At 71.4% G+C, this 12,781-nt stretch carries 11 protein-coding genes; 9 read left to right on the plus strand and 2 right to left on the minus strand.

All coding sequences use genetic code 11. From position 1 onward, the window contains the following. Position 1: 1 nt before the first annotated feature. From ACIBVP_RS19425 to ACIBVP_RS19450, 6 genes are all read left to right on the plus strand, one after another. The gene (locus tag ACIBVP_RS19425; protein ID WP_396107544.1) at positions 2–1,270 is read left to right on the plus strand and encodes a hemolysin family protein; all 1,269 of its coding nucleotides are present in this window, start codon (positions 2–4) and stop codon (positions 1,268–1,270) included. A 103-nt stretch (positions 1,271–1,373) separates the two neighbouring features. Further along, positions 1,374–2,171, plus strand: a complete 798-nt coding sequence (locus ACIBVP_RS19430; RefSeq protein WP_396107545.1) for a hypothetical protein — start codon at positions 1,374–1,376, stop codon at positions 2,169–2,171. 114 nt (positions 2,172–2,285) lie between these two features. Further along, positions 2,286–2,636, plus strand: a complete 351-nt coding sequence (locus tag ACIBVP_RS19435) for a hypothetical protein (RefSeq protein WP_396107546.1) — start codon at positions 2,286–2,288, stop codon at positions 2,634–2,636. A gap of 7 nt (positions 2,637–2,643) precedes the next feature. Continuing rightward, on the plus strand, positions 2,644–3,081 hold the full coding sequence (locus ACIBVP_RS19440; protein WP_396107547.1) for a hypothetical protein: 438 nt from the start codon (positions 2,644–2,646) through the stop codon (positions 3,079–3,081). Between the two features lie 37 nt (positions 3,082–3,118). Next, the gene (locus ACIBVP_RS19445; protein ID WP_396107548.1) at positions 3,119–7,564 is read left to right on the plus strand and encodes a protein kinase; all 4,446 of its coding nucleotides are present in this window, start codon (positions 3,119–3,121) and stop codon (positions 7,562–7,564) included. Between the two features lie 103 nt (positions 7,565–7,667). Next, positions 7,668–8,477: a hypothetical protein gene (locus ACIBVP_RS19450; protein ID WP_396107549.1), complete on the plus strand. Its 810-nt coding sequence runs from the start codon at positions 7,668–7,670 to the stop codon at positions 8,475–8,477. A gap of 15 nt (positions 8,478–8,492) precedes the next feature. Here the strand turns inward: ACIBVP_RS19450 and ACIBVP_RS19455 are convergent, their stop codons facing one another. After that, positions 8,493–9,935 (minus strand): Nramp family divalent metal transporter, encoded by a 1,443-nt coding sequence (locus tag ACIBVP_RS19455; protein WP_396107550.1) that lies wholly within the window; start codon positions 9,933–9,935, stop codon positions 8,493–8,495. Positions 9,936–10,143: 208 nt separating this feature from the next. Here ACIBVP_RS19455 and ACIBVP_RS19460 point away from each other — a divergent pair, with 208 nt between their 5' ends. Beyond that, positions 10,144–10,866, plus strand: a complete 723-nt coding sequence (locus tag ACIBVP_RS19460) for a S1 family peptidase (RefSeq protein WP_396107551.1) — start codon at positions 10,144–10,146, stop codon at positions 10,864–10,866. Between the two features lie 49 nt (positions 10,867–10,915). Here the strand turns inward: ACIBVP_RS19460 and ACIBVP_RS19465 are convergent, their stop codons facing one another. Next, positions 10,916–11,419, minus strand: a complete 504-nt coding sequence (locus ACIBVP_RS19465; protein WP_396107552.1) for a winged helix-turn-helix domain-containing protein — start codon at positions 11,417–11,419, stop codon at positions 10,916–10,918. Positions 11,420–11,817: 398 nt separating this feature from the next. Between ACIBVP_RS19465 and ACIBVP_RS19470 the strand changes: the two genes are divergently transcribed. Next, on the plus strand, positions 11,818–12,171 hold the full coding sequence (locus tag ACIBVP_RS19470; RefSeq protein WP_396107553.1) for an STAS domain-containing protein: 354 nt from the start codon (positions 11,818–11,820) through the stop codon (positions 12,169–12,171). Positions 12,172–12,206: 35 nt separating this feature from the next. Then, a complete protein-coding gene (locus ACIBVP_RS19475; RefSeq protein ID WP_396107554.1) occupies positions 12,207–12,767 on the plus strand; it encodes a DinB family protein in 561 nt (186 codons plus the stop codon). The last annotated feature ends 14 nt before the right edge of the window (positions 12,768–12,781 follow it).

Consider the following 12,781-nt stretch of genomic DNA (forward strand, 5'->3'; position numbering starts at 1 on the left):
CATGAGCGGTTACTGGTTCAACATTCTGCTGGTCGGTGTGCTCGTGGTGCTGAACGCGCTGTTCGCGGGCAGTGAGATCGCCCTGATCTCGTTGCGGGAGGGCCAGTTGCGGCGGCTGGAGCGCGATGGCGGCGCGGCGAGCAGGACGCTCGTGCGGCTCGCGCGGGACCCGAACCGGTTCCTCGCCACCATCCAGGTCGGCATCACGCTCGCCGGGTTCCTCGCGTCCGCGACCGCGGCCGTGTCGCTCGCCGAGCCGGTCGCACCGCTGTTCTCGTTCCTCGGCAGCGCCCGGGAGGCCGTCGCGATCGCGTTGATCACGCTGGTGCTCACGTTCGCGACGCTCGTGTTCGGCGAACTGGCGCCGAAACGGCTCGCCATGCAGTACGCGGAACGGTGGGCGCTGACCGTGGCCCGCCCGCTGGACTTCCTGTCCCGCGCGTCGCGGCCCGCGGTGTGGGCGCTCGGCAGGTCGACCGACCTGATCGTGCGGATGTTCGGCGGCGACCCCAAGGCGGACTCCGCACAGCTCAGCCCGGAGGAGTTGCGCGACCTCGTCGTCGGGCACCGGGGTCTCAACGCCGAACAGCGCACGATCATCACCGGTGCGCTGGAGATCCACGAACGGATCCTGCGCGAGGTGCTCGTGCCGAGGCGGGCCGTGTTCACCATCCGCGCCGACGTGCCGGTGCCGCGGGCACGCAAGGCGCTCGCCGAGTCGGGGCACTCGCGGGCCCCGATCGTGCGGAACGGGCACCTCGACGACGTGGTCGGCCTGGTGACGCTGCGGGACCTGCTCGACGACTCGGCCACGCTCGCCGCCGTGGCCCGGCCGCCGGTCGTGTTCCCCGACTCGGTGCGCGTGTCGGACGCGTTGCGCCGCTTCAAGGACGAGCGCGAGCAGTTCGCGCTGGTGGCCAACGAACACGGCGCGATCGACGGCATCGTCACCCTCGAGGACCTGCTGGAGGAGATCGTCGGCGAGATCTACGACGAGACCGACCGCGACGTGATGGCCGTGCAGACCCGGCCCGACGGGGCGCTGCAACTGCCCGGCACGTTCCCGGTCCACGACCTCGTCGACGTCGGCGTCGAGCTGGCCGACCGCCCGGCGGGCGACTACGCGACGATCGCCGGTCTCGTGCTGACCGTGCTCGGCCGCATCCCGACCGCACCCGGCGACCGCGTGGTGCTGAGCGACTGGACGGTCGAGGTCACGGCCGTGGCCCACCACGCGATCACCGAGGTACGGCTGCACCCCAAGCACTAGCGGCAGTTTTGGTGACCTTTCGTCCACAAGCGGCCATCTTCTGTGACACTTTGACGTGCTACGTCCCACTGACTTCGCGAGAAGGGACCCCTCAGTGTCCGGAATGCTCAGCAGACGTAAGGCGCTCGCCCTCGGTGGTGGTGCCGCGCTCGGTGCGATGGCCGCGGGTGCCGGCACGGCAAGCGCGGCGACGGGATGGTTCCGGCTGCCGATCGTCACCGCCAACATCGGCCGCGACAACCTGGGGGCGCGCGAGGCCGCGATCGACGCCGTCCGCAACTGTGACCCCCTGGTGCGGCCACTGGTCGGCTGGCAGGAGATCAACGAGGGCGACACCGGTGAGCCCGCGATGATCGACCACTACTTCGGCCCGCTCTACAACAACGCGTTCCTGCGTCACGACACCTCCTTCCGGATCCCGATCTCGATCCCGCAGCCGTGGCAGGTGGCGAGTTCGCGGACCACGTTCGTGCACGGCGGCATCAGCGGCGTGACGCCGCCGCGCTGGATCAACGAGGTCGTGGTGCGGCACAAGAGCTACCCCGCGCTCCAGTTCGCGCTGATCAACTCGCACTACATCGCGAACGCCTACAACGGCGACCAGCGCACCGACCTGCGCGACGAGTGGAACAAGCACAAGAGCATCCACGCCAGTCGTGTGCTCGCCCACCACAACGTCGGGCGCCTGGTCTTCTGGACCGCGGACACCAACAACCCCAACTACTACAAGGCAACCAGCCTGGACGCGGAGCGCCGGTGCTTCGGCACCGGGATCGACCGCATCAACTGGCTGGCGGGCAACGGCACCGTCCAGGAGCAGTTCATCGACACCAAGACCGTGGACATGCGGGTGGACGGCCACGACGCCCGGGTCGCGGTCTTCCAGGTCCGTCTGGTCTGAGAGCGAGCGCGGGCCGGGCGCCGCCCGGCCCGCGCCATGCGGAACCTTCCGCTGCCCCACGCGCGGTGAGCGCACCAGACTGGTGCCGGACATCGCGACTGCAGGGGAGCCGCCATGAACGGGACGCGGAAGACGACGGTGGTGTTGGCGATCGTGCTCGGGGTGCTGGTCGCGGCGACGGGCGTCTTCGTCACCCTCTACCTCATCGAGCGGTCGGCGACCGCCGAGGTCGACGGCCAGGTCGCCGTCACGGAGCGGGAACTGGCCGGTGCCCGCGACCGGCTCTCGACCGTGCGGTCCAATATGGACAAGCTGGCGGACGAGGAGCGGGACCTCGTCGACGCGGGCGACGCCCTCCGCGCGTGCGCCGAACCGACCGGGGACGCGCTGCGGGCCGGTCGGACGGGCGACGACCCGGCCCTGGCCGCCGCGGTCGACCAGATGCTGTTGCACTGCACGAGGTGAACAGGCGATGAACGATCTCACGACCCCCATGTCCTACCCGCCCGAACCGTTCCCGCGACCGATGGCGTACCCGCCGCCACCACCGTTCGCGCCATACCGAACCACCCCGCCGAAGCCGCGCGCCGGGCTCGTACTCGTGATCGCCTGCGCGGTCGCGTTCGCCCTGGCCGCGCTGTTCGCCTGGCTGTACGTCGCCGCGGACGGCGACCGCGACACGGCCACCGCCCGGTTCGAGGACACGAAGCGGGAACTCGCCGACGTCCGTGCGCGGACCGGTTCCGCGGCGGAGGCGCAGTCGTCGGCCGAGGCGCACAACGACGACCTGGAAGCGGAGAACGCCGCGCTCACCGCGTGCGTGAAGGCGGTGCAGCACTACCTGTGGGACGGACTGACCGGAGCCGCACGCACCCCCGCGTTCAACGCCATGTACGACGCGTGCCAGTAGGATCGCCTGGCACGGGGGTGAGCATGGGGGAGGCGGGATGGGCGGCGGTCCGGCGACCGAGATGTTCGGCCGGTATCGGATCGAGGAGTTACTCGGCCGTGGCGGCATGGGTGAGGTGCACCGCGCCTACGACACAGCACACGACCGCCACGTGGCGCTCAAGCGCCTGCCCGCCGCCGCGGGCGAGGAGTTCCGTGCCCGGTTCCGCCGCGAGGCCAAGCTCGTCGCCGCGCTGAACGAACCGCACGTCATCCGCATCCACGCGCACGGCGAGATCGACGGCCGACTCTACCTCGACATGGCGCTGGTCGAGGGACCCGACCTGAAACGCGTGCTGGCCGACGGGCCACTGCCCCCGGCACGTGCCGTGGAGGTCCTCGGCCAGGTCGCGGCCGCGCTCGACGCCGCCCACGCGGCGGGTGTGCTGCACCGCGACGTCAAGCCGGGCAACATCCTTCTCGACCGAGACGGCCGGGTGTACCTCGCCGACTTCGGCATCGCGCGCGAACTCGCCGACGACGCCACGTTGCTGACCAACACCGGCGACTACATCGGCACGCTCGACTACATGGCGCCGGAACGGTTGACGCGCGGGGACTCCGCCGACGCCGCGTCGGACGTGTACTCGCTCGCGTGCGTGCTGTTCCAGTGCCTCACCGGTCGCGTGCCGTTCCCCGCCGCGGACTCGGTCGGCAAGCTGTCGGCCCAGCTCAACGACCCGCCGCCGGCGCCGTCGCTGTTCGACCGCCGCATCCCGGCCGCGATGGACCTCGTCGTGCGCACCGGCATGGACAAGGACCCCAGGCGGCGCTATCCCAGCGCGGGCGAGCTGATGGCGGCGGCCGCGGCGGTGACCGCGGACGCCCCGACCGCCGCGGCGGCCGAGGCGACGCTGACCGGCGGCCACTTCGTGCAGTTGCTGATGACGGCGGTCGCCGGGCAGGACCACGTGCCGACCCGCGACCTGCGCGGTGGGAATGCCGGCGCCTGCCCGTACCCCGGCCTGCAGAGCTTCGGGGTCCGGGACAGCAACTGGTTCTACGGCCGGGAACAGTCGGTGCGGGACCTGCTCGTCCGCCTGTCCCGCAGACGCGCGGACGACGGCCCGCTGATCGTGGTCGGCGCGTCGGGCGCGGGGAAGTCGTCGCTGCTGAACGCCGGGCTTCTGGCCGCGCACACCAGGTCGGGGGAGAGGGCGCTCGCCATGACACCCGGCGACCGTCCTGTTGGGACGCTCGCGGCGCGGCTCGCCGCGCTCACCCACGCCGACCCGGGCGTGCTCGCGCGGCGGCTGTGGTCCCGGCCGATGGACTTCGGCACGCTCTGCCAGGCGGCGGCGGGCGAGCGCGCACCGCTGGTCGTCGCCGTCGACCAGGCGGAGGAACTCTTCACCCTCTGCCGGGACCCGCGCGAGCGGGACGCGTTCGCGACGGCGCTCGCCAGCGCGTGGCCCGCCCGGGTCGTGATCGCGGTGCGCGCGGACTTCGTCGAGCACTGCATCTCGTTGCCCGCGTTGAAACCCTCGCTCGACGCGCCGTACGTGCTCGGCCCGCTGACCGCCGACGAACTGGCCAGGGTGGTGACCAAACCGGCGGAGGCCGCGGGCCTGGAGCTGGAACCCGGTCTCGTCGACCGGCTGATCACCGATGTCGGTGCGGGCCGCGACCCCGGCGCGCTGCCACGGCTCGCGCACGCGCTGCGCGAGACGTGGCACAACCGCGACGGGAACCGGTTGACGCTCAACGGTTACCAGCGCACCGGCGGCGTCGACCGGGCCGTCGCGCTCACCGCGGACGGTGTCCACAACCGGCTGCCGGAACCGGAGCGCTGGGCGCTGCGTGCCGCGCTGCTGCGGATGGTCACGCTGCTGGACGGCGGCGGGATCGCGCGCCGCCGCGCCCACCGGGGCGAGGTCCCGCCGAGGGTGCTGGAGAGCCTGGTCGCCGCCCGGCTCGTGACCGTCGACCGGGACACGGTCGCGTTGGCGCACGACGCGTTGCTGACCGCGTGGCCCCGGCTGCGCGCGTGGGTGGAGGAGGACCGGCAGGGGCTGCTGATCCGCCAGCGGCTCGCCGAGGCCGCCGCCGCGTGGCGCGCCGGTGGGCAGGACCGCGGTGACCTGTACCGCGGCGCCCGGCTCGCCGCCGCACTGGACTGGTCGGCGGGCCGCACCGACCTCACGCCGGACGAGCGCGCCTTCCTGGCCGCGAGCGACCGGGACCGGCGGCGCACCACCCGCAGGCTGCGCGGCCTCGTCGCCGGGCTCGCGTCGCTGCTCGCGATCGCGCTGGTCGCTGGCGTGATCGCGGTGATCTCCCGCGGCGAGGCGCAGGAGTCGCGGAACGTGGCCCTGTCCCGGCAGTACGCGGCGGAGTCGCTCGCCCAGTCGTCCGTGGACCCGCTCGGCGCCATGCGCAAGGCCATCCAGGGCTGGCGCACCAGCCCCACGACGGAGGCACGCAGCGCCCTGTTGTCCGCGCCGGGGCTCACGTACCCGTCCGCGTTCGCGTCCGGGCTCGAGCACGGGTACGCGATCGACGTCAGCCACGACGGCGGCCTCGTCGCGGTCGGGTCCGCCGAGGGCGAGGTCGCGCTGTGGGACGTCGAGGAACGCAGGCGGCTCGACGTCGACATCGCCGGTGTCGGCACGATCAGGGCGGTCCGGTTCTCCCCGGACGCCTCCATGCTCGCGGTGTCGTCGCTCGACTCCGACAACGTCGAGGAGAGCGGGGTGCGGATCTGGTCCGTGCCCGACGGCACGCTGATCCGCAGGCTGCGGCACAACCTGAACGCGTTCGGGCCGGTGTCGTGGCGGCCGGACGGCGCGGCCGTCGCCGCGGCGTCGGTGGACCCGGCCGGTGTCGCGCGGGTCGGCGAGTGGGCGCCGAGGACGGGAAACCTGATCCGCTGGCTCACGACCGAGGGCGGTGACGCGGCGAGCCTGGAGTACGGCAGGACTGGCGACCGGCTCGCGGTCGGGCGGCTGTACGGCACCCTCGACCTGTGGGACACGGCGACAGGGAAGCTCGTCGCGCGACACGAGGACCACCGCGAGACCGCGGTGGCCGCCGACGGCCAGGGCGTGCCGGTCCAGGTGGCGTTCTCGGCCGACATGCTGGCGAGCGTCAGCGTCATGGACAACACGATGCGCCTGTGGAACGCGCGGACGGGCGCGCTCGTCCGCCAGTTCGCGGACGTCACCCGGCACGCGACCGATCCAGGGCAGGGCCCGATCACGCTCGCGTTCAGCTCGGACGGCGCGCTGCTGTACACCAACAGCGACAGCACCACCCTCACCGCGTGGGACACGTTGAGCGGCAGCTATTCCGGCACGCTCGCGCCCGGACCGCGGGCGGGCACGACGGCGGGCAAGACGGTGCTCGCGATCGCGGTGTCCGCCGACGGCCGCACGAAGACCGCCGTCACCAGCGACGGCACGGTGCTGCGGTGGCACTCCAACCCGAACTGGTACGTCAAGCCGGTCGGTGCCGTGACGGCACTCGACTTCGCGCCGGACGGCGACGCGCTCGTCGCCGGTGACGCCGAGGGCGAACTGGACTCGTGGGAGGCCGCTTCCGGACGGCAGCTCGCGAGCACCCGACTCGACTCGGCGGTGTTCGCCGCCCGCTACACCGAGCACGGCGAGCGGATCACCGGCACCGTGAACGGCACGTTCACCGTCACCTCGGTCCGCGCCGGGGTGAGCCGGCCCCGCACGGTCCGCCTCGCGGGCCGCGAGTTCCGTGGCGCGTTCGCCGTGTCGCCGGACGGCAGGACCTTCGCCGCCGCGCACGAGAACCCGCTGCGCGCCGACGGTTCGGGCGACTACCGGATCAACGTGTGGGACATCGCGACCCTCGAGGAACGCGCGGAGCTGGACCTCGGCACGCTGTCACCGGCCGACCTCAGGTTCACGCCGGACGGCAAGCGGCTCGTCGCGCTGGTGAACAGCGACGGCAACGCGATCCCGGGCAGCGACCCCGACGGTGCGCTCTCGTCCACGATGGTCTCCTGGCGGGCACCGGACTTCGACGGGGAGAAGCGGGTGCCGCTCGACGAGAACTCCCTCGCGGTGATGACGTTCACGCCGGACGGCCGGTCGATGCTCACCGCGGGCACCGAGGGCGAACTGCAGGTGCGCGACCCGGTGACCGGCGAGGTGCGGGCCCACTTCGGCAGGCACACGTCGACCGTCCGCGAGATCGCGGTGTCCCCGGACGGCCGCACGGCCGCGACGGCGACGGTCGAGGACCCGGTGGTGCGGCTGTGGGACCTCGGCAGCCACCAGCTGCTCGCGAGCCTGACCGGGCACGGCGGGGCGCTCAACCGGATCGTGTTCTCACCGGACGGCACGATGCTCGCGAGCGGCGGCACCGACACCGACGTCGGGGTGTGGCAGCTCGACCCGGAGACGGTCGTGCGGCAGCTGTGCGACAACCTCGCCGACGCGGGCGAGCGGGATCTCGACGACCTCGGCTGCTGACCGCCGGAACGTTCCCCCTGACCCGGCGCGCCGGTTTTCCTATCGTCGAGCCATGTCGACGACGGAGAACACCCGCCCCCGCCTCGCCCGGTAGTCTGCGGCGATGTTGCAGGTCATGGTGCGGGGCAACGACGTGCACCCGGTTCTCCTGACGGCGGGTGAGCGGCTGCTGTTCGGCCGCGACCCCCACAGCGCGACCGGCCCGGGTCCCGGCAGGCTCGAAGTGCGGCTGCCGGGGTGCGCGCCGCACGTGTCCGGCACGCTCGCCGAGCTGGTGGTCGGCAACGAGGCGGCGTGGCTGCGGTGGCTCGGTTCCGGCGAGGGCAGGCTGTCGAGCCTGCTGGACGCCCCGGGTGGCGCTCGCCGCGTGACGCTGGTGCGGGACATGACGGCGCTGCTCGACGGTGGCAAGAACGAACTGGTCGTGCTGGCGGGCAAGCAGGTCGGCGCCGACCTGTTCACCGATCTGCTGATGACGTTCACGGTGAACGCGCTGGTGCCGGCGTCCGCGCCCGCGCCGCCCGTGCGCCGCGACACGGAGCTGAAGCCCCACCTGCGCAAGGGACAGCTGACCCGCCATTCGAAGGAGTGGTTCGTCGCCCTGGCGCTGGCGGAGCCGTGGTTGGTCGGCGACGACGACTCGCCGTTCCCGCCGACCAACCGGCGGATCTACGAACGGATCCGCGACTGGCGCCGCGGACACGCGTGGAACCTGGAACGCCCCCAGCGTGTGGACGACGCCATCCGGGTGGTGTCGCAGGTCGCCTTCGGTGAGCTGGCCGACCCGTACTCGGAGGCCCGCGACGGGCGTATCCAGAACCCGAGGTTCGCGGTCGGCAAACGGGTGGCGGAGTACCGCCTGGTGACGGCGGACGACCTGGCCGAGGTCGAACGCGCGGCCCGCCACCCGTAGCCGCCCGGAGCAGACTCAGTCGCCCAGCAGCTTGCCGGTCTGTTCGATGATGGTCAGGACGCTCAGCACACCGAACAGCGCGACCGACCAGCCGAGCACGGCCATCCGGCCCTTCCCGATGCGGATCGGCCCGGGGAGGACCTTGCGGTTGAGCAGGATCAGCAGACCCGAGTAGATGAACATCATCAGGCCGCCCACGCACGCGGAGATCACCAGCAGGATCAGCGGCTGCGTGAACCCGGCCAGGACGATCACGCACCCGACGAGCACCAGCACCCACACCACGCCGAAGTACAGCGTGCTTTCCTTGGCCTGCTTGACGTACGCGGTCTTGAGCACGTCCGCGACCAGCCTGCTCGTGTAGTCCACGATGCCGAGCGCCGCCGCGAACAGCGCCAGCGCGCCGATCAGCCAGAACAGCGTGCCGAACCAGGCGCCGACCGTGTCCTTGAGCACCTGCCCCTCGATCGCCAGGAACCCGATGTCCTTCGGCAGGTCCGCGCGGCCGTACACGGTCGAGTACGCGAGCAGCGACGTGAACAGGATCGAGACGAACGTGATCAGCACGAACGTGTACAGCTGCTCGCGGTTCGCGAACCGCCACCAGCCGCGCCAGCGCGACATGTGCTCGTCGGTCGGTTCGAAGATGAACCCGGTGCTCGGCGCGGCCTCCGGTTTGCCGGTGACCGGGCTCTTGATCCGCGGCACGTACCGGCCCATGCCGAAGCCCTTGTCGCGGATCCAGTTGCTCTGCACCAGGTTCTGGCCGCCCCCGGCACCGGCGAACGCGAGCGCGCCCATCAGGAACGCGAGGCCGAGCGGGTCGATCGGGATGCTCGCGTTCGTCACGATCTGCGGCACGTCCGCCCACGCGTCCGCGCTGATCGCCACGACCGCGCCGACGACGAGCAGCACGAGCACGGCCGCGACCTTCAGCATCTCGGCGCGTTCGAGTGCCACGTACACCACGGGCGCGAGCGTGAGGATCAACCCGATGGCGACCAGCATGCCGACGGCGATCCAGGTGACGTCGCCGCCCCACAGGTAGGTCACCAGCGTCGCCGAGCTGGTCGCCCAACCCGGCCAGAGGTTCGCGAGGACGGTGAGGATCGCGAACACCAGGCCCCAGTGCCGCCAGAAGCGGCTGAACCCGGTCAGCGCGGTCTCTCCGGTGGCGAGCGTGTACCGCTCGATCTCCATGTTCAGGAAATACTGCGTGGCCAGGCCGATCAGCGCCGCCCACACGAAGACGAGCCCGACCTGGGATGCGATGTAGGGGAAGAGGATGAACTCGCCGGACGCCAGCCCGACACCGGCGGCGATGACGCCCGGGCCGATGATCCGCCACGTGGAGGTCGGCGCCTCCGGCAGTGGTCGGACCTCGGGTGCGGGTAACCGGCTGCTCGTCGGGAACCGGCTGGTCACCGAGGTTGTCACGTCCTTGTGCTGCCTCGTCATGGTGGTGATCCCTTCGCAGGTAAAGGAGATCTCCTCGAAGATCGTACTGCGGATGTCACCCCGCGGGGTGATGGAGAATCGGGCTCGGCGCGGACAGCCGGTAATTCTGGGAAGTTCCCGTCCTTGTCGGCGCACTCGAGCGGTGGTGAGCTGGGGTTTCCCGATTCACCCTGCTCGCGACCGTGTGGCCGCAGAATCGAGAAGCCAGATGAAGCTGTTGAAGTTCGCCACCGCGGTGGTGGGCGCGGCACTCGCGCTCGTGACGGCGGCCCCGCAGGCCGTCGCCGCCCCACCCGAGCCGAGCGGTGGCGCCACCCCGATGATCATCGGCGGGGGCACCGCGAGCAACGCCCCGTGGGCGGCGCGCCTGTTCGTCAACGGGCGGCAGAACTGCACCGCGACGATCATCGCGCCGACCTACATCCTCACCGCCAAGCACTGCGTGTCGAGTTCCGGCACGTACACGTTCCGGATCGGCAGCCTCGACCAGACCAGCGGCGGCACCATGGCCACCGGCGTCGCGATCACCCGCCACTCGACGGCGGACATCGCGATCGTGCGGCTGGACCGCGGCGTGTCGGCGACCTACTCGCCACTGGGTACGACCGGTGACGTGGGCGTCGGACAGACGGTCCAGGTCTACGGCTGGGGCGCCACCTGCACCAACCAGCCGGAGATCAACTGCCAGTCCCGTTACCTGAAGTACGCCAACGTCCGCGTCACGTCGGTGAGCTGCCGCGACTACACCGGTGGCATCGCCGTCTGCGCCCAGCGGATCGACGGCATCACCGCGGGCGGCGACTCCGGTGGCCCGATGTTCGCGTCCGGCAGGCAGGTGGGCGTCGCGTCGACCAGCGACCGCTCGACCCGCACCGCGTACACGAACATCACCCGGTACCGCAGCTGGATCAGCTCGGTCGCGGGCGTCTGACCCGCGTAGCACTGCTCGGGGCCGGGCGACCGCCCGGCCCCGAGGCAGGTCAGACCACGGCCCATTCCGGTGCCGGCTCGACGACCACGTCCCGCGGGCCGTCGAAGCGGTAGCCGACCCCGCGCACGGTGGTGATCCGCAGCCGGTCCGCGCCGAGCTTGTCCCGCAGCCGTCTGATGTGGACGTCGACGGTGCGGCTGTTCATCGGCTCGTCGATGCCCCAGACGTCGGCCATCAGCACCCTTCTCGGCAGCACCCGCCTCGGTCGTCGCGTGAGGTAGAGCAGCAGGTCGAACTCGAGCCTGGTCAGCGGGACCGGCACGTCGTCCCGCAGCACCGTGCGGGAGTGCGGGACGATCCGCAGGCGCTCGTCCTGACTGTCCGATGTGGACACGCGGGGGTAGGGGAGTTCCGGCACGGCGTGCTGGGTGATCGCGACGCCGGGCAGTTCGGCGACCGAGTGCAGCAGGTCGGAGAGCGCGGCGAGCGTGTCGGGGTTCCTCGGCAGCTCGATGTTCAGGTGTACGACGATGGTCGGGGTCGGCAGCGACACGGGTGCACCTCACTGGGGTCGGCGACGGGCTGGCAGGGTGAACCGGCACAGCCCTGGGCCGCCACGATGGCGAAGTCCACGTGGCGTCGCCTCGTGAGCGCGACCTGGGGCACGCCGTCCATGGGACCCGGCCGGGCAGTCGGTGTCAATGGCCCGTCCGGTTGGATTCCAGCGCGTGGACGGCCTTGTGCACTTGAATCCGCACGGGCGCGGGCCGAAACGGTCCCATGTGGACCAACATCATGTGTGCGCTCGCGGCGATCTTCGTCCGGATGGGTGATGTTCGCGCGTTTCGCTTCGGAATCGAGCCCACCACGGCAAACCAGGCTCGCATCCGCCGTAGACCTCGACTATGCTCGATCGTCTGCCCTGGGCCGTGCCGACAGTGGGAGGTCGCCGTGACCGATCTCGACTCGTTGTTGTGGGTACAGCGGACCGTGGACAACCACTCGGTGGTGGTTCAGGCGTGCGGTGAGCTCGACATGCTGACCGCGCCGCGCCTGTCGGCGCAGCTCGACCAGGCGGAGGCGGTCGTCGTCCCGCCCGCGCCGGTCGTGCTGGACCTGGCCGGCATCACGTTCCTCGGCTCGGCCGGGCTCGCGGTGCTGCTGAGACACCACCAGCGCTGCGCCGAGCTCGGCACCACGCTGCTGATCCGCGCCGGCGGCCGCGCGGTCACCCGCCCGCTCGTCATGACGGCACTCGATCAGGTGTTGAACGTCGTTCCGGAGCTGGCGAGCTCCGCTCGCTAGCCGTTTCTGTCGGTGGTCCGTCCTAGTCTGCGCGCATGATTGCCACCGACCTGCACCACTACCTGCGGCAGAGCCGTGAATCCTTGCTGCGATCGCTCGACGGTCTGTCGGAATACGACATCCGTCGCCCGATGACCCCGACGGCGACGAACCTGCTCGGCCTCGTCAAACACCTCGCCGGCATCGAGTTCGGGTACCTCGGCGTCTGCGTCGGCCGTCCCGAGCCGGTGCCGTTGCCGTGGACCGACGAGACGATCTGGGACAGCGCGGACATGTGGGCGTTACCCGGGGAGAGCCGCGACTACATCGTCGGGCTGTACCGCCGCGCGTGGCAGCACTCCGACGAGAGCCTGGAGCGGTTCGGTCTCGACGCTCCGGCCACCGTGCCGTGGTGGCCGGAGGAGCGCCGCACGACGACGCTCGGTCACCTGCTCGTGCGCGTGGTCGCGGAGACCGCCCAGCACGCGGGCCATGCCGACATCGTCCGGGAGATGATCGACGGCCGCGCGGGCAGGGACCACGACGACACGGGCGACGCCGCCTGGTGGGACAAGCACATCGCACGAGTGCGGGAGGCCGCCGACCACTTCAGGTGAACGAGTCTCCAGGC

The sequence above is a fragment of the Actinophytocola sp. NPDC049390 genome (assembly GCF_044466355.1).
In the GTDB taxonomy this organism is placed as follows: Bacteria; Actinomycetota; Actinomycetes; order Mycobacteriales; family Pseudonocardiaceae; genus Actinophytocola.